This is a genomic window from Geminocystis sp. CENA526, assembly GCF_050753365.1.
Lineage (GTDB): Bacteria > Cyanobacteriota > Cyanobacteriia > Cyanobacteriales > Cyanobacteriaceae > Geminocystis.
In genome coordinates this window covers 1-17317 of the sequence record NZ_JBLZFY010000042.1, presented here as the reverse complement: position 1 = coordinate 17317, position 17317 = coordinate 1, and the positions used below count along the sequence as shown (strand labels likewise).

The following is a 17317-nucleotide window of genomic DNA, read 5'->3' as shown; positions in this document are numbered from 1 at the left end:
TTTGAGATTGCTTCGTTTCCTTGCAATGACATGATTAGGTATTAGGTGAAATATTTTGCGGAAAAGAGGAAATTTCAAGGATGTCTTTTCGAGTGATAATAGTAAAGGAGATTAGTATGCCAAAAAGAACAGCCCCTATAGTATGATGAGCAATGGTAAGAGGTTCTACTTGTAAATGCAGATAAAATGTAGCTACACCGAGCAAAATTTGGCTAAACAAGACAAAACCAATATATTTGGTCAAATTTCGTAGTTTTTGACTGAGAGCAGGTGTACGCCATGACACAACGATTAAGGTTAAACAACTAATCGTGGCAGGAATTACGCCGATAATATGGCTATTCATCACAAAACAAAGTTGATTGCCCCCGAAACATTGATGTAAAGCCCACTGAGAAGCCACTAATCCTCCTAATAAACACTGCACATAGACGAGGATTGTAGCCACGAAACTAATGACGGTTAATTTGCCTACTGTGCCATTGCCTTGATATTCAATCAGGTTACTTCCAATCACAATTAGTGTACCGAAAAATAATAAAGCAGTACCTAAATGGGCGGTAACAATATCAAATCTGAGTAATTCTGTGACAGTTAAAGCGCCTAAAATACCTTGAAAAATGATTAACCCCAAGGCAAAACTACATCCCCAAGGCAACCATGAGGGAAGTTTCGATCGATGCCACCATGACAATACAACCAGTACGATCGTGCTTAAACCGATGAGGGAAGCATCAAGACGATGAAACCACTCTAAAAAGACTTGTAGATTCATTTCTTGAGTAGGGATAACTTTACCATAACACAAGGGCCAGTCTGGACAAGCTAAACCTGCATTCATTACTCTTGTAGCGGCTCCGATCGCCATTAATAAGAGAGTGGCTATGGCAATTTTCCACACTAACCACCTAATCCACTTAATCGGTTGAGAATCTATAGAAGATGGTGAATAGGAAGAATAGAGAATTGATTCTGTCATATTTTAAAAATGCTATTGAAGTTATCTTATTGTCGATCTTAGCTTATGATTAATTTTCTGGAACGCTTAATTTTCAGTAAAGGGTTATTTATCTAAGGGGGCGACAGTGAAGCTAAACAGATGATGCAATAAGGGTTAACAGACTAATCTGGATAAAGATGAGATATTTAAGAATTTTTGCTCAAAAAACAGGTTAGTATTATACAGTTACAAGCTCTGAACTCACAAATCAAAACCATTAAAACCTTTGCCCTACACCTTCCTCAGACTTTTTCAGCACCTCCTAATTAAACCCGTGTAGCAATTTTTATCCACTGTTATTCGTTACTATGGTATAATGATAATTCGTGACTAAATGTACTGGTTATAAAGAATTTCCTATTAAACAGAGGTAAACATGGCAAAAAAATTACAATTATTATTAAATAAAGACGTTGACAAATTAGGCAAAAGAGGCGACTTAGTAGATGTTGCCCCCGGTTATGCTCGTAACTATCTTGTGCCTCAAGGCTTTGGAGTATTAGTAACAGAAGGTATTTTACGACAAGTTGACCAAAGAAGAGAAAAAGAAAGACAACGTTTATTAGCTATCTTAGAAGAAGCTAAATCTCGTAAAACTGCTTTACAAACCATCAATAATTTTGTTATCCGTAAACAAGTTGGTGAACAAGATGCTATCTTTGGTACTGTAACCACTCAAGAAGTTGTGGATATTATCAAACAAAACGCTGGTTTAGATATTGAACGTCAGGCTATTAATTTACCAGAAATTAAGAAAACTGGCAAATTTCAAGCTGATATTAAACTCCACGCTGAAGTAACGGCTCAGATTACGATCGAAGTTGTTTCTCTATAATGAGCAATTAGGAATTAGGAAATTTTAAAGCATTTTCTTCCCCCTCTTATCTTCACCATTTTATATCGAACTCAGATATTTTATGGTGTTTTATGATAAGTTCGATCAAACCCCTGTTTGGATTTGTTTTACTAAAAAAGTGGTCGAAAATACTTTAGATGAGATTGGTTATGATGTTTTTATCAAGTCTTAAATGCTTCTAATTTTGGTGTACCTCAAAAGCGAGAAAGAATCTATATATTAGGTTTTAGAAAAAATTTAAAGGTTAAAAATTTCACTATAGTAAGGGATATATTCTTCCATAAAAAAGGTGGGCAATGCCCACCCTACAGTTATTGATTGATTTTGTAGGTTGGGTAGAAGAATGAAACCCAACACAATTTCAAGTTTTAGTAATCGAAGTCACCGCCACCAGCAGGGGCTGCCGCTTTTTCTTTCTCAGGTTTATCAACGATAATACACTCGGTAGTTAATACCATACCTGCGATCGAAGCAGCATTCTGAATAGCAGAGCGTGTTACTTTAGCAGGATCAACAATACCCGCAGAGAACATATCCACATACTCATTGTTAGCGGCATCATAACCAGTGTTGAAGTCTTTTTCTTTAACTCTTTCAGCTACAACAGCACCATTTTGACCTGCGTTTTCAGCAATACGTTTTAAGGGAGCGGTTAAGGCACGAGCTACAATTAAAGCACCAGTTAACTGTTCAGCTTGTAAATTAGCATTTGCCCAAGTTTCTAAGTCAGGAGCTAAGTGTGCTAAAGTTGTACCACCACCGGGAACGATACCTTCTTCTACTGCCGCTTTGGTAGCGTTGATGGCATCTTCTAAACGTAATTTACGGTCTTTCATTTCAGTTTCGGTAGCCGCACCAACTTTGATAACTGCCACACCACCGCTTAATTTAGCTAAACGCTCTTGTAATTTTTCTTTGTCGTAGGAAGAATCAGATTCTTCGATTTGACGGCGAATTTGATCACAACGGGTTTTAACTTCTTTTTCGTTACCTTCAGCCACGATCGTAGTGGTATCTTTGGTAATGTTGATACGACGAGCAGTACCTAATTGATCTACGGAAGTAGTGTCTAATTTTAATCCTGCATCTTCGCTAATTAATTGTCCACCAGTTAAGATAGCAATGTCTTCTAACATTTGTTTACGTCGATCGCCAAAACCGGGGGCTTTAATCGCCGCTACATTTAACACACCACGGAGACGGTTAACAACTAAGGTAGCAAGAGCTTCTTTTTCGATGTCTTCAGCGATGATGATTAAAGGCTTACCTTGACGAGCAACTTGTTCTAAAACGGGTACTAAGTCTTGAACTAAGGTGATTTTTTTGTCAGTAATTAAGATGAAAGGATCTTCAAATACTGCCTCCATGCGCTCGGTGTCGGTTACGAAGTAAGGAGAGATATAACCTTTGTCGAAACGCATTCCTTCGGTGATTTCGAGTTCGGTTTCCATAGATTTGCCTTCTTCGAGGGAGATAACGCCTTCTTGTCCGACTTTATCCATAGCTTTGGCAATCATATCACCCACTTCGCTATCATTCCCTGCGGAGATAGCACCTACTTGAGCGATGGCTTTGCTGTCTTCTACTTTACGAGCGTGTTCGGCAATTTTAGCAACTAAATGCTCGGTAGCTTTGTCGATACCACGTTTTAAAGCGATGGGGTTAGCACCTGCGGCAACGTTGCGTAAACCTTCTTTAACGATGGCATGGGCTAATACGGTGGCGGTGGTTGTACCGTCACCTGCTACGTCATTAGTTTTGGAAGCGGCTTGACGAATTAAAGCAACACCAGTGTTTTCGATGTGATCTTCTAATTCGATTTCTTTAGCAATGGTTACACCATCGTTAACGATTTGAGGTGCGCCAAATTTTTTCTCTAACACTACGTTACGTCCTTTAGGACCAAGGGTTACAGCTACTGCTTCTGCTAATAAGTCGATACCTTTTTCTAAGGCACGACGGGCTTCTTCGTTGTAAATAATAGATTTTGCCATAATGAATCGCTTTTTGATTTTTCTGTATAATTTGTAATAATTAATTGGTACGATCGAAAGGATTATTTGGGTTTCGTACCCTAACCCCCTTTAAATTTAAAATACTATGAAACTACGGCGAGAATATCTTTTTCAGAGAGTAAAACGTACTCATCGCCACCGAGTTTGATGTCTGTACCAGCGTATTTAGAGTAAAGTACTTTGTCACCAACTTTTACTTCTACAGGGGTGCGCTCACCTTTATCATTTACTTTTCCATCTCCAACGGTAACAACTTCGCCCATTTGAGGTTTTTCTTTGGCGTTATCAGGTAAAATAATACCGCCAGGAGTCATTTCTTCTGCTTCACTGATTTTAACAAATACTCGATCGCCTAAAGGTTTAACGGTTGATACATTAATGGTAATTGCAGCCATCTATGATTTACTCCTTTTCTAGTTAATTATAGTTTTTTAGTGAGGTCATTTTTTATTTTTAGCACTCTCACCTTACGAGTGCTAATTTAACCGAAAATTCGTTACCATAGCAAGTACCTTGATTGTACGGGTTTCCGAACTGTTAACGATCTCTCCCATTTTCGCTACATACTTCTGCCTCAAAGTCGAATAACTTTATTTAGGGTTTGCTGAATAAATCAAAAGGTTATTAAAATCAATGGTTTAGGCACACTATATTCACAAAAAAGTGCGAATTTTTGGCAATTTTTACTCAAAAACAGGGCATTTTAAATCTGATTATTCACAATACACCTGTGTATTTGTTGAAGAGATAACGCTTCAAAACCTTGATTTTTCATTCTTTAACCTGACACCTGATACCTACCCTCATCAAAAGACTTTTTCAGCACCTCCTATTTATTAATGTTTCTTAATTATTGTTTCTTTTTACCATGGAAAAACCTATCATTATCAATATAAGTTAATTTTATCTCACTATCATATTATGCAAGAATTTAGTGACTTCTTACGACACAACTATGCCTATGTTGCGATGGCAACTTTTAAACCGGGTAAATTTCCCGAAGCCCAAAGATTATTTGAAGAAGCAGTTAAAACTTACACCAAAGGTTTTAAAGGGGCTTATTTACTACAAAAACCCTATACCGATGAAGGAATAGCGGTTATTTTATGGGAAAAATTAGAAGATATGGAAGAAAATCAAAACGAAACTCACGAAAAGATTTTGTCAGAAATGAAACATCTATTTGCTTCTCCTCCTGAAACGAATTTTTATGAACTATCAACAGAAATAAAATCCCAAAAATAGTTTTCAGCCCCCCTAATTATTCATTTCCTCAATACCTTTTGCCATTAAAAGCCTTTCTCTCTTTCTTTTGGCAATGTCTCTTAAACTAACAGTTTTATCTGTTTCATCCACAATATCCCCCGTTAAAACTTCTAATACATCTTCTAATGTAACGACTCCAGAAACTCCACCATATTCATCTATTACTACCATTAAATGTTGTCTAATTTCTTGAAACTGTTTTAATAATAAATCTGCTCTAATAGTTTCGGGTACAAAGTTGGCACTCCTAGTTAAATTAGCTATTTTTTCCTCTTGTTTTCCCTGTATAATTGCCGATAATAATTCAGTTTTAAAAGCAATGCCAATGACATCATCGATCGAATCTTGAACTACTAAAATACGAGTATGTTCAGACTTAATAATAAACTCTTGACAATCTTTTAAAATCAAGTCTCCTTTGAGGTAAGTAATGATAATTCTAGGGGTCATTATATCAGATGCAGATAAATCATTAAGATGAAAAACACGGTTAATCATTTCCGCTTCATCCGCTTCAATTACCCCCTCAGTACTACCTATACTGGTTAATAATTTTATCTCCATTTCATTAGTTGTAGGTAAAACTTTACCTTGAGTTAAAGGTTCAGTTATTTTTTCCATTAACCACACCAAAGGACTTAAAATAAAGGTTAAAAACTGTATCGGCAAAGCTAAAAACAAAGCAAAATTATCCGCATATTTTTGTCCAATAGTTTTCGGTAAAATTTCCCCAAAAATAATAATTAAAAAGGTTAATAAAGCTGAAAAAACACCTATTAATGCACTGCCTAAAATTTGACTAGCTAAACCACCAATAATAATGCTACCTACGATATTAAAAATATTGTTTAAAATTACGATCGTGGCAATGGGGCGATTCATTTTTTTCTTGATTTTTAGCAAAGCTAAAGTAGATTTTTTTTTTGATTGCGCCCACTGTTTTACTTTAATTTCTGATACCGTTAACAATACTGTTTCAGCAAAAGAACAAAAAGCCGAACCTAATAAAACGATGATCACGATCGAAAAAAGGGTTAACATAATGATTGGGTAAAAAATTCCCCGTTAAAAAAATAAAATTAGTGAATGTATAACTATAATCTAAGTTAATTGTTAATTGTTAATTGAAGGGTTATATTTTCGCTTCTAAAGATTTTAAATACTCAGTATTAACACCCGATTCTCGCACTAAAGCGACTTTTCCAGTACGAGCAATTTCTTTGATGCCAAATTTATTTAACATGGAGATAATCGCCACCATTTTACCCGGATCTCCTACTACTTCTAATGTTAAACTATCATCAGACATATCCACGACTCTGGCTCTGAAAATTTGAGCAATTTGTAACACTTCTCCCCTAGTATTAGGATTCGCATTGACTTTGACTAACATTAATTCCCTTTCTACACAAGGAATATCTGTAATATCGGTTACTTTAATCACATTAATTAATTTGTGCAACTGTTTTGTTAGCTGTTCGATCGTATTTTCATCACCCGGAACTACCATAGTAATTCGCGAAACATTACCTTGTTCCGTTGGTCCTACAGCCAAACTTTCGATATTAAAACCCCTACGGGCAAACAATCCTGCAATTCTAGTTAAAACTCCAGCTTCATCTTCTACTAATACAGAAATAGTGTGCTTCATTGATATTTAGATTCTCGATAATTAACAATAAAAGTATATAGAAATTCATTTTTTGACTAGATTTTTTTATCCGTCAAGTTTGAATTTAACCTTCCATTGTATCTAACTCCTAGTGAATAGTGAATAGTTGATAGTGAATAGTGAATAGTGAGTAGTTGTCAATTGTTCATTGTTCATTGTTAATTGTTCATTGTTCATTGTTAATAGATTCTGCCTCGCCATTGACGGGGTTTTTGCATAGCTGATAAAAAGATTCTGATAACAGCGAAAATATCTGCCGTGGGAGATAGAAAAAATAATAATTCCTGCGGTGATTTCGTAAATTGATAGGAAGGTACGATCGCACCTAGCAAAGCAAAACGAATCAAGAGTAAAATACAATTTAGGATATATAACAGATAAAAACTCAGAAAATCTAACTGAGAACACAAGAAAAAACCTATAAGTACGATCGATAACGGTAAACCTTGAATAAGGGCTAAAAAAGCACATTCTGCCCATAATTGAGCCTTAGAACCTGCATCCTTGAGATCAAGAGAGCGTCCCCATTCTCTCCATGTTTCCTGTAAACCCTCATACATTCTGACTTTGATGATTTTTGCACCATCAGCAAAACCCACTTTATAACCTAAACTAGCAATATAACGAGCTAAAGTCACATCATCACAAAAAGAATTAGAAGCATAACTATAACCGTTTATTTCTTCTAAAACCTTACGTTTAATCAAAAAACATTGCCCATTTGCCATAACGGTTTCAGGACTTTTCGCATCCACTCCCGAAGACTCAAAACGATAAAGCAAAGTCATCAACAAAGCAGGTTGTAACCACCATTCTCCCGCATCCTTGAGAATAAATTGAGGAGAAAGAGACACCACATCATAATTATTAGTTTCGGCAAAATTAACTAAACTGGGAATTAAGCCCTTTTGAGGTTGAGTATCGGCATCTATGCCCAAAATCCATTCACTTTTACTTGAACTATTTAAAAATCCATTATGTAACGCCCAAGGTCGCCCCACCCAATTACTTGGTAAAGGAGGATCGGTGACAAGACGAAGACGGGGATCAGTTTTTGAGGCTTCGATGACTTTTTCCCTTGTACCATCTTGGGAGTTGCTATCGACAATAATAATTTCCCTGACTTCGTAACTTTGACGGGTAATCCCCTCTAACATCTTATCAATTCGATCGACCTCATTAAGAGTGGGTACAATTACGCTAACTTTAGCCAAAAGTGAAGGATTAGCAGATTGAGGTTTTAAAGGAGCAAATCGAGTCGCTCCTCTAAATAATCGACTCAGGAGAATAAAAAAACAAACACCCTGAAATAATAATAAAACTAAGCAAATAATCGCACTGGTTATCATTCCGTTAACAAAAATATTAATTTAACTGAATTTTATCTCAGAAAAATAGGCATCTTGCCTGTGTTTCTGGAAATGTCTATTATGCCTTACGAATGTCAATTTCTCCATACAAATCATAAACATCTGCACTGGTAATTCTCACCGGTACGATCGAACCTAAATCTGCGCTACCTTCAACATAGACTAAACCATCCACTTCGGGAGCAAAACGAGGCGATCGACCAATAAGTTCACCAGTACTAGGGTTTTCTTGTTCAATCAAAACGGGTACAAGTTTACCAACCTCCGCTTCATTTTTTCGTGCGGCGATGGGTTGTTGTAACTCCATTAAACGATTACGTCGTTCTTCTTTGATGTCTTCGGGTACTTGATTTTCTAAATCATAAGCCTTTGTGCCTTCTTCGGGAGAAAAAGTAAACACTCCCACATGATCAAATTCGTGTTTTTCTACAAATTGTAACAGGTGTTGGAAATGTTCTTCCGTTTCCCCCGGAAATCCGACAATAAAGGTGGTACGCATCACAGCAGAAGGTAAGGCTAATTTAATTCGATCGATAATTTCATCATTAACTTTACCCTGCCAGGGGCGATTCATACTCTTTAAAATGTCAGGATGAGAATGCTGTAACGGTAAATCCAAATAAGGAAGAATATTGGGGGTTTCTCTCATGGCTTCTATGACTTTATCCGTCAATCCAGTGGGATAGGCATAATGTATTCTAATCCAAGGAATATCAACTTTTCCTAAAGCGCGTAATAATTCCGCTAATTTTGGTTCTCCATAGAGATCAACACCATAATTTGTGGTAATTTGAGAGATTAAGATTAACTCTTTTACTCCTTGCTCTGCTAATTGTTGTGCTTCGGCTACAATGGATTCGATCGATCTCGATCGTTGATTACCTCGCAAATGGGGAATAATACAAAAAGCACAACGATAATCACAACCCTCCGCCACTCGAAGATAAGCCACCCCTTCGGTAGTAGTGCGATAACGGGGGATATTTTCATCAGCGATAAAAGTTGGTTGTGCAGAAACGGCTTTGACTCTTTCTCCTGCTTCTACCCGTTGAATGACATCCACAATATTTTGATAATCTCCCGTGCCAACAATAGCCACAGCTTCGGGTAATTCTGCTAACAATTCTTCTTGAAAATGCTGTGCCATGCAACCAGAGATAATAATTTTTTTCTGGTTTTCTGCTAATTCTACTAAAGTTCTAACGGATTCTTGACGTGCCGATTCAATAAAACTACAAGTATTTACAATTACATAATCGGCTAATTCTTCAGTATTATCAATGGGATAACCTGATTGAGCGAGTAAACCGAGCATATGCTCAGAATCAATACGGTTTTTTTCGCATCCTAAATGAGAAACGGCGATGGTTGGCTTATTGCCCATATTTAAAGGTGGTATAACATTCCTACAACTATTAAACTATCATTCTATCAAAAAAAGGGAAAAGACAGAAGACAGGCAAAAGGCAAAGGGCAAGGGAGCGGGGGTAGAGTAGTTCACGAATAGGAAAAAGCATTTTCTATATAATTAAATAGATTAAAGATATAATTTTTATAGTAAATATTCATACCATTAAACACAATATTTTCTAAGAATTTATCTTCAGATTGTAAATTTTTTTGATAAAGTAATAAAGCCACATCAAAACGGCAATTAAAATTAGCAAAAGTAGGATTTTGACTTAAAAAACTTTCTGCTGTTAACCATAGTTTTTTTTGTTTAGTTAAACTAATAGCATACATCCCATCATTATCCCAATTTCTTTTATTTCTCGTTTTAACTTCTACAAAAATTAAGATTTTTTCTGATGATTTTTGAGCGATTATATCTATTTCTCCCCAACGAGAATGCCAAGCTCGATCGAGGATTTCGTAACCATTATTAACTAAATATTGAGCAATAATATCCTCGCCTAAATATCCTATTTTTTTCATAGATTTAAGCAACGCCTACTTAAAGGGTCCGAGAATTGTTCTTTCTACAAGGGTTTGAGTGGCGGTATAGTTGCTAAAAGTACGCTTGGCTTCAATCTGTATTTGCACTGCTCTACCGATGTCTAAATGACGGGGATCGATCGATAATTGACCAATATCAAGGATAAAACGATTATTAGCATAACGAACAAATTGAGGGGGGATTTCTCCTTCAAAACGTAAAGTATAGTCACTGACAGGACGTAAACGAGCTTCAGGAGAATTAGACACGCTATATCGAATATAAAAATCTGTGGCAATGATGTCCGATTGTTGGGCTTCGTCCACAATTTCAAATTGTAGGTTTTGCCCAAATTCCCTAATACCATTACTTTTCAAACGAACCGCATCCTGCGCTCTGATGGCGTTAAATACATATAATTCTGTGACATTATTTCTCTGTAAAACATTGGTTTCTAACCACAAATCTTGAGGAAAAGTCATATTTACATTTCGATCGTCTTGTAGATTAAGAGTCACAATTTGTTCTCCAAAAGGAGCGAAAACTTGAGGGGCATTCCAAATCAGCACCACAGCATTTTCTACCCTTTCCACTAACTCTAAGTATTGATCATCAATAATAGAACCAGAAGCAAATAAATTAACCGCCCCAGTACGGCTTTCCCAAACATTTTTTGATAAACTAAAACCACGATTTTTTAACTCATTCATCGTAACAGAACCTGTCAATCGATCGGGCGGTAGGGGTTGATTTGTATTAATTAAAGTCAAACTCCCTAATTTACCGTCTCTGCCAGTGCGTCCCGATCGACCATTTTTCCCTGTTTCCCCATTGATACACCTAAACTCTTTAGTACCACAACTATAGTCAGGTGAACCGGGGCGCCCAGTACAAGATTCTACCGTCCAATAGGGTTGAGGACATTGACAACCTTGCCCTCCTCTACCACCTTCACCTGGGCTTCCTCCTTTGCCACCACCACCAGAAACATAAATTTGTCGCAAAAAGTTTCTATCCGTAGCATAGATAGTTAAAGAACCACCATTGCCACCATCTCCCCCATTACCACCGCTACCGCCTTCTCCTCCATTAGCACCCACAAGATTATAATTAACATTGATAGGCTGGTTATCACAGAGGGCATTTTCACCGAATCCTCCGTTTTCTCCTGCTGTGCCTTGTTGTCCTGATAGATTAAGATTAAGAGGTGAACCATCCGCAAAAATAGTTAAGGCTTCACTATCTCTCCCTCTACTTCCATCTTTACCGTCTATACCTTCTTTACCATCTTTTCCAAAACCCACAATTTGATTAGCAGAAGCCGTTAAAAAACAAAGAGCAGATTTTGGGGAAAAAGAAGTAAATGGATTGGGAAGAAATAAAAATAATACTGTCAAAGAAATTTTAGCGAACCAAGCCATAATCATCACACCGAAATTATCCTTAAAACTCTATCATATAGTGAATCATTAATAGTGAATAATGAATAGTGAATGGTGGATAGTTCATAGTGAATAAATTCGCTTTAGCAGACGGTAGCTATTAGCAATGAAATTTATTTCTTTGCGAGTTACGAGATATTCCCTAGATTGTTTTGTAGTACAAGTCTTTGGTTTTGTCAAACTTTCTGTAACAAATTGTTTCGTCAACAGATTCATTTATTACATTGTGGGTTATTGATGAAGGGCTAAAACTATTCTTCATTCTTCATTCTTCATTCTTCATTCTTCATTCTTCTCATGATTAAATTTGTTCTAGCATCAGCATCTCCAGCACGATTAAAACTTTTAAATATGGTAGGTATTCAACCCATTGTTGAAAGTAGTAATTTTGATGAATCTTTGATTAATCTCACGGATACTCAAGAATTAGTCAATACTTTAGCCTTGAAAAAAGCTCAAACTGTTGCCTATAATCACCCTTCGGCTTTAGTGTTAGGCTGTGATTCTGTCTTAAAAGTGAATGGAGAAATTTACGGTAAACCTGATAATCCTAGTATAGCGATCGATCGATGGCAAAACATGAGGGGTAAAGTAGGCAAATTATATACTGGTCATGCTTTAATTGATACTGACAAAAATCGGGAGATCATTCGTTGTGGTATCACAGAAGTTTATTTTGCTAATATTGATGACAGTTCGATCGAAACATACGTTAGTACAGGAGAACCCCTCAAATGTGCTGGTAGTTTTGCCTTAGAAGGGAAAGGAGGCTTATTTATTGATAAGATAATCGGTTGTCATAGTAACGTGATTGGATTAAGTTTGCCTTTACTGCGAACCATGTTAGAGGAATTTAATTATAAAGTTAGTAATTTTTGGTAAATTATTAGGGAAAAATTGAGTTAAGCTAATTGAAAGAAAAAATTGAGGTTATCTATTCATAATGAGCAAAATCGAAGAAGTCAAAGCCAAAATCAGAGAGGGAAATATAGAAACAGCTATGGCTATGGCTATGGCTGAAGCCATGAAATTAGAAATTGTTACCACTGTTAACGATAGCGATGCTTTATCCCACTCTCAATGTTATCGTAGTAATTTGGATTTATTAAACAATGAAATAGATCATCAAATCGATCATCAAAAAAATAATGAACATCTCAAAAAAATACATTTTCAGGAAGTAGAAAAAGCCCATGAAAAGATTTTACAAAATGTTCAAAGTTTACAAAAAATGTTTACTTTGTTGCAAGATAATTTAAACGAATTAAATTAAAAAAATCTTGAGATTAATCATAAATATTTTTATAATAAAGGAGCAAATTTCATAATGAATAGCTACGATAAAATCAAAGACTTAATCGAGAAAAAAAAATTATCTCAAGGTTTATTATTTGCCTTAAGTAATAGCTTAAAAATTAAGTTAACAACTCGCACTGAAGATCAAGACATTATTTCTAGCATTGAAACAGAAATTGATTTAATCAAGGGTTTAAACACTCAAATTAATGATCAAAGTTTACTGACTCAAAAAAGTTATGCCATAAATTTTCATAAACAACAATTAGATAATATCTATGATATTTGGGATAAAAATAGGGAAACTTTAGTTAAAATTTTTCAGATTATTAATGGCAGTTCGATCGAACTAGAGTCTTTAGGATATGCTGATGAAGATTTAAACCAATCAGCAGAAGATTTTGCTGACGAAGTAGAAGAAGAAAATGCCTTATTTGAAGAAGAATCTATAGAAGAAGAAAACTCTTTTTTTGAAGACGAATCCATAGACGAAAAAGACAGCGAAAACTTTGACAATGAAACTTCAGAAAATTGGATAGATGATTTAGATAACGACATGGAAGACTCTTTTTCTACCGAAGAAGAAACCGAAGATGAATCTTTTGAGATGGGAGAAGAAGAAGAAATTATCTCAACTTCTGATGATGATATTGTAGAAGAAGAAGAATCTCCAGAAGGAGACTGGGATGACTTAATGGATGAAATGCCAGAAGCCGAAGCGATTGTTTCTGAAGCCATTGCTATGGATAGTGAAGGAGTCTCTCCCGATTTAGAAACTAATGATGACGATTGGGAAGAGTGGCTAGAGGATGACGACAATATCTCTAATCATAATGGAGAATTACCCCCCGATTCGATCGACTGGAATGAAGAAAACTGGCAAGAAGAAGAAATTAGTTAGAAAAAGTCTTTTGATTAATTTGATTAAGAAGATAAGAGTTAGGAGACAACAGGCACGAAAAATACAGAGAATTGTACCTCATAGTTTTAACACATTGGCGGTTTACTCATGACAGAAATTCATTGATAATAAGAGATTAGCTTATGTAGAGTAACTTGAATATTGAAAAATGCGTATCTCATTTAATTGGTTAAAAGAATTAGTTGACATCACCATCACTCCTGAAGAATTGGCAAAAATCTTGACAGTTGCAGGTTTTGAAGTGGAAGACATGGAAGATAAAAGAAAATGGGCAGATGGTGTCGTAGTCGGTAGGGTGTTAGAGTGCGATCGACATCCCAACGCTGATAAACTCAGTGTATGTAAAGTGGATATTGGTGGCGAAACCCCCTCCCAAATCGTCTGCGGTGCGCCCAACGTTAGAAAAGACATATTTGTACCCGTTGCCACCTTGGGGAGTTATTTACCCAAAATTGACTTAAAACTCAAACCCACCAAATTAAGGGGAGTAGAAAGTAAGGGCATGATTTGCTCATTAGCAGAATTAGGCTTGGCGAAGGAAAGCGAAGGCATCAAAATCTTAGAAGGAGATTTGCAAGTAGGGCAAGATATTCGCCCCCTTTTAGGCTTAGATGACGTAATTTTAGACATCACCGCCACCGCTAACCGTGCCGATGCTTTAAGTATGGTAGGAGTTGCCAGAGAAGTGTCTGCCTTAACTGGTGGAGAGTTACACCTTCCCCTCATTGAACCCCCCCCCACCCCCTCCTATCTAGGAGGGGAGTCTCCCAGAGGATTGACAGATGTTGATACCATTTCCCCCATTACTAAGGGGGGATTAAGGGGGGTTTCGATCGAAGAAAGTTCTGCTAGTAGCGCTTATATTGCTACAATCATAGAAAATGTTAAAATCGCCCCTTCTCCTGTCTGGTTGCAGTGGCGTTTAGAATCCGCAGGAGTGCGCCCCATTAACAACGTTGTCGATATAACTAACTATATCCTCCTCGAATGGGGGCAACCTTTACACGCTTTCGATCGAACTAAGTTATATAATCTTACCAACGCTGAAGAATTGACTATTGATGTTAGATTTGCCCAAGAAAATGAAACCTTAACCACCTTAGATGGGCAAAAACGCACCCTTAACCCTCAAAACTTGCTCATTACCGCTAATAATCATCCCGTTGCTTTAGCAGGTGTCATGGGAGGAGAAGATAGCGAAGTTGATGATAACACCCAACATATTTTACTCGAAGCTGCCTTATTTGAGCCTGTACCCATTCGCCGAAGTGCTAAAAGTCAAGGTATTCGCACGGAAGCCTCTACTCGTTACGAAAGAGGTGTTAACCAAGTGGAGTTGGAAAAAGCCTTAAATCGTGCTGTTTCTCTTATCCTTGAGTTGGCTGGAGGGGAAGTTGTCGCCCAAGCGATGGCGGATAATCGCCCTGATACCCTTACTAATACTATCGAATTGAGGCTCGATCGAGTTCATCAAGTTTTAGGTAAGGTAATCTCTCCCTTAGAGAAGGGGGAAGGTTTACAAGATATATCTCCCGATGATGTTGTCAGAATTTTAGAAGATTTGGGCTGTAAGTTGCAAATTAAGACACAATCTCCCATTACATGGCTTGTTACTGTGCCTTCCTACCGCTATCGTGATTTAGAGAGGGAAATCGACTTAATCGAAGAAGTCGCTCGTTTATACGGTTATGATCATTTTACTGATACTTTACCTGCACAATCCCAAGTCGGTTATATTCCTTCTTCCTATCAAATTCAACGTCACATCCGCCGTTGTTTGCAGGGTTTAGGCTTGACGGAATTAGTGCAGTATTCCCTCGTTTCTCCCGAAAAAGCTTCCGTTAAAATCGCTAATCCCCTCTTTTCTGAATATTCCGCCCTTCGTAGTAACTTGATTGACGGTTTAATTAATGCCTTTGAATTTAACCACGCCCAAGGAAACGGCTATTTGAAAGGTTTTGAGATTGGACGAGTTTTTTGGCTCGAAGATGAAAACATGAGGGAAGGAGACGCTTTAGGAGGCATTTTAGGCGGTAATTTATATACCGATGGTATCTGGACAACTAGCGGTAAACCCCAACCCCTGACGTGGTATCAAGCAAAGGGTATTTTAGAGAGTTTATTCAAGGATTTAAAAGCACCGATTACCTATCAAGCCTATTCTGAAGATAAACGACTACATCCGGGGCGAACTGCTAGTTTATGGTTAAATAAGACTAAAATCGGCGTTTTTGGACAACTTCACCCTCAACTGCGTCAAGAAAAAGATTTCCCTGATAGTGTCTATGGATTTGAAATTCAATTAGAACCATTAATCGCTTATTTAGACCAAAAATACCTAAAAACACCTACTTTTAAACCTTATTCTACCTATCCTGCCGTCGATCGAGATTTAGCTTTCTTTGCTGACGTTAATCTCACCGTTACGGAAATTACCAACGCTATGCGTAAAGCAGGAGGAAAAACCCTTGTGGATGTCAAGTTATTCGATGAATATAAAGGTGCAAATGTAGAGGAAGGAAAGCGTAGTTTAGCCTTTAATTTAGTTTACCGCTCGATCGACGGTACATTAAAAGATAGTGATGTTGATCCTATTCATAACAAAATTCGGGATGCTTTAACTAAACAATTTGCTGTAACTTTACGCAGTTAATAAATCCTTTGTTTGTAGTAGTCGCTTTAGCGATGTCAAAGCCTTAAAAGGCTTACTACAAACTTATCTTTGTGTCAATGAAAAGGAGTAAATTTTAATGTGTTAGAATTTGAATGGGATGAAAATAAACGTCAATCTAATCTAAGAAAACATGGTATAGATTTTGTTTTAGCCTGTAAAGTTTTTGAAAATTATACTGTAGAATTTGAAGATCATCGTTATGATTATGGAGAAGAAAGATTTATCGCTATTGGTATTACAAAAAATCAAACTTTAACAGTGGTTTATACTATAAGAAATAACGTAATTAGATTAATCAGTGCGAGAAAATCAACTAGGGAAGAAAGAAAAATTTATGAACAAAATTAGTATAAAAAAAGTAAATAATTTAACAGATTTAACAGACTGGAATAAAATTAATAATATGTCAGATGAGGAGATAGAAAAAAATGCTCTTACTGATATAGATAATCAACCTATTTCCGCCGATTTAAAAGGTTTAAAACTTGTCAAAAGGTATCAATTAAATTCTTAATTCTGTAATCTTGCCAATAGCTTGGGTTTCCTTTGACTTCATCTCTCACTTTTCCCCCATCGATGGCAATTTCTGATAATCCTTGTTTCATTTCTACAGGTGGTACTCCAAAAATTATTTTTAATTGGTTCGTAGTAAGGGCTGAAGCCCTTAAAATCTTAATTAATGGAGAAGTCCAATCTATTTTGCTTTAGCTTTTCTTCGGCAAGAAGCCCCACACTGTATTTTTCGTTAAGAAATACCCACACAATCAGTGTGGGATGAATTGCCGTCCAGATTTATTTGTACAAATCAAAAAACTTATGTTAATATCAATCTAGGTTAAAAATTAAATTTGCCTAAAACAATGATTAA

General features: G+C 36.5%; 18 protein-coding genes. 9 read left to right on the top strand and 9 right to left on the bottom strand.

The features are described from left to right. Nucleotides 1-34 precede the first annotated feature (34 nt). Complete coding sequence (locus ACN4EE_RS12515) at nucleotides 35-979, bottom strand: COX15/CtaA family protein (RefSeq protein ID WP_431706787.1); 945 nt, start codon at nucleotides 977-979, stop codon at nucleotides 35-37. Nucleotides 980-1376: 397 nt separating this feature from the next. Here ACN4EE_RS12515 and rplI point away from each other — a divergent pair, with 397 nt between their 5' ends. Together rplI and ACN4EE_RS12505 are read left to right on the top strand one after the other, a co-directional pair. Continuing rightward, nucleotides 1377-1835: a 50S ribosomal protein L9 gene (rplI, locus tag ACN4EE_RS12510; RefSeq protein ID WP_431706786.1), complete on the top strand. Its 459-nt coding sequence runs from the start codon at nucleotides 1377-1379 to the stop codon at nucleotides 1833-1835. 231 nt (nucleotides 1836-2066) lie between these two features. Further along, complete coding sequence (locus ACN4EE_RS12505; RefSeq protein WP_431706801.1) at nucleotides 2067-2174, top strand: hypothetical protein; 108 nt, start codon at nucleotides 2067-2069, stop codon at nucleotides 2172-2174. A gap of 50 nt (nucleotides 2175-2224) precedes the next feature. On the opposite strand, the gene groL is transcribed toward ACN4EE_RS12505, so the two are convergent. Next, nucleotides 2225-3850 carry a chaperonin GroEL gene (gene groL / locus ACN4EE_RS12500; RefSeq protein WP_431706785.1) on the bottom strand — a complete coding sequence of 542 codons (1626 nt, stop codon included), beginning with the start codon at nucleotides 3848-3850 and terminating at the stop codon, nucleotides 2225-2227. A 104-nt stretch (nucleotides 3851-3954) separates the two neighbouring features. After that, a complete protein-coding gene (gene groES, locus ACN4EE_RS12495; protein WP_431706784.1) occupies nucleotides 3955-4266 on the bottom strand; it encodes a co-chaperone GroES in 312 nt (103 codons plus the stop codon). A gap of 526 nt (nucleotides 4267-4792) precedes the next feature. On the opposite strand from groES, the gene ACN4EE_RS12490 reads away from it, so the two are divergent. Then, on the top strand, nucleotides 4793-5116 hold the full coding sequence (locus ACN4EE_RS12490; protein WP_431706783.1) for an antibiotic biosynthesis monooxygenase family protein: 324 nt from the start codon (nucleotides 4793-4795) through the stop codon (nucleotides 5114-5116). A gap of 12 nt (nucleotides 5117-5128) precedes the next feature. On the opposite strand, the gene ACN4EE_RS12485 is transcribed toward ACN4EE_RS12490, so the two are convergent. From ACN4EE_RS12485 to ACN4EE_RS12460, 6 genes are all read right to left on the bottom strand, one after another. Beyond that, nucleotides 5129-6178: a hemolysin family protein gene (locus ACN4EE_RS12485; protein ID WP_431706782.1), complete on the bottom strand. Its 1050-nt coding sequence runs from the start codon at nucleotides 6176-6178 to the stop codon at nucleotides 5129-5131. 91 nt (nucleotides 6179-6269) lie between these two features. Then, on the bottom strand, nucleotides 6270-6788 hold the full coding sequence (gene ilvN / locus ACN4EE_RS12480) for an acetolactate synthase small subunit (protein ID WP_431706781.1): 519 nt from the start codon (nucleotides 6786-6788) through the stop codon (nucleotides 6270-6272). Between the two features lie 200 nt (nucleotides 6789-6988). Next, nucleotides 6989-8158, bottom strand: a complete 1170-nt coding sequence (gene cruG, locus ACN4EE_RS12475) for a 2'-O-glycosyltransferase CruG (RefSeq protein ID WP_431706780.1) — start codon at nucleotides 8156-8158, stop codon at nucleotides 6989-6991. Nucleotides 8159-8237: 79 nt separating this feature from the next. After that, nucleotides 8238-9563, bottom strand: a complete 1326-nt coding sequence (gene rimO, locus ACN4EE_RS12470) for a 30S ribosomal protein S12 methylthiotransferase RimO (RefSeq protein WP_431706779.1) — start codon at nucleotides 9561-9563, stop codon at nucleotides 8238-8240. Nucleotides 9564-9676: 113 nt separating this feature from the next. Next, nucleotides 9677-10114 carry a YraN family protein gene (locus ACN4EE_RS12465; protein WP_431706778.1) on the bottom strand — a complete coding sequence of 146 codons (438 nt, stop codon included), beginning with the start codon at nucleotides 10112-10114 and terminating at the stop codon, nucleotides 9677-9679. A gap of 15 nt (nucleotides 10115-10129) precedes the next feature. Continuing rightward, the gene (locus ACN4EE_RS12460) at nucleotides 10130-11536 is read right to left on the bottom strand and encodes a collagen-like protein (protein ID WP_431706777.1); all 1407 of its coding nucleotides are present in this window, start codon (nucleotides 11534-11536) and stop codon (nucleotides 10130-10132) included. A gap of 318 nt (nucleotides 11537-11854) precedes the next feature. Between ACN4EE_RS12460 and ACN4EE_RS12455 the strand changes: the two genes are divergently transcribed. The 6 genes from ACN4EE_RS12455 to ACN4EE_RS12430 all read left to right on the top strand — a co-directional run bounded on the left by ACN4EE_RS12455 (nucleotide 11855) and on the right by ACN4EE_RS12430 (nucleotide 16963). Beyond that, nucleotides 11855-12439: a Maf family protein gene (locus ACN4EE_RS12455; protein ID WP_431706776.1), complete on the top strand. Its 585-nt coding sequence runs from the start codon at nucleotides 11855-11857 to the stop codon at nucleotides 12437-12439. Nucleotides 12440-12500: 61 nt separating this feature from the next. Beyond that, nucleotides 12501-12830, top strand: a complete 330-nt coding sequence (locus tag ACN4EE_RS12450) for a hypothetical protein (RefSeq protein ID WP_431706775.1) — start codon at nucleotides 12501-12503, stop codon at nucleotides 12828-12830. Between the two features lie 54 nt (nucleotides 12831-12884). Further along, nucleotides 12885-13754: a hypothetical protein gene (locus ACN4EE_RS12445; RefSeq protein WP_431706774.1), complete on the top strand. Its 870-nt coding sequence runs from the start codon at nucleotides 12885-12887 to the stop codon at nucleotides 13752-13754. A gap of 169 nt (nucleotides 13755-13923) precedes the next feature. Beyond that, on the top strand, nucleotides 13924-16428 hold the full coding sequence (gene pheT / locus ACN4EE_RS12440; RefSeq protein ID WP_431706773.1) for a phenylalanine--tRNA ligase subunit beta: 2505 nt from the start codon (nucleotides 13924-13926) through the stop codon (nucleotides 16426-16428). A 99-nt stretch (nucleotides 16429-16527) separates the two neighbouring features. Continuing rightward, nucleotides 16528-16797, top strand: a complete 270-nt coding sequence (locus tag ACN4EE_RS12435) for a BrnT family toxin (protein WP_431706772.1) — start codon at nucleotides 16528-16530, stop codon at nucleotides 16795-16797. Then, entirely contained in the window at nucleotides 16784-16963 is a 180-nt protein-coding gene (locus ACN4EE_RS12430; protein WP_431706771.1) for a hypothetical protein, read from the top strand. The genes ACN4EE_RS12435 and ACN4EE_RS12430 overlap by 14 nt, the downstream gene beginning before the upstream one ends. The last annotated feature ends 354 nt before the right edge of the window (nucleotides 16964-17317 follow it).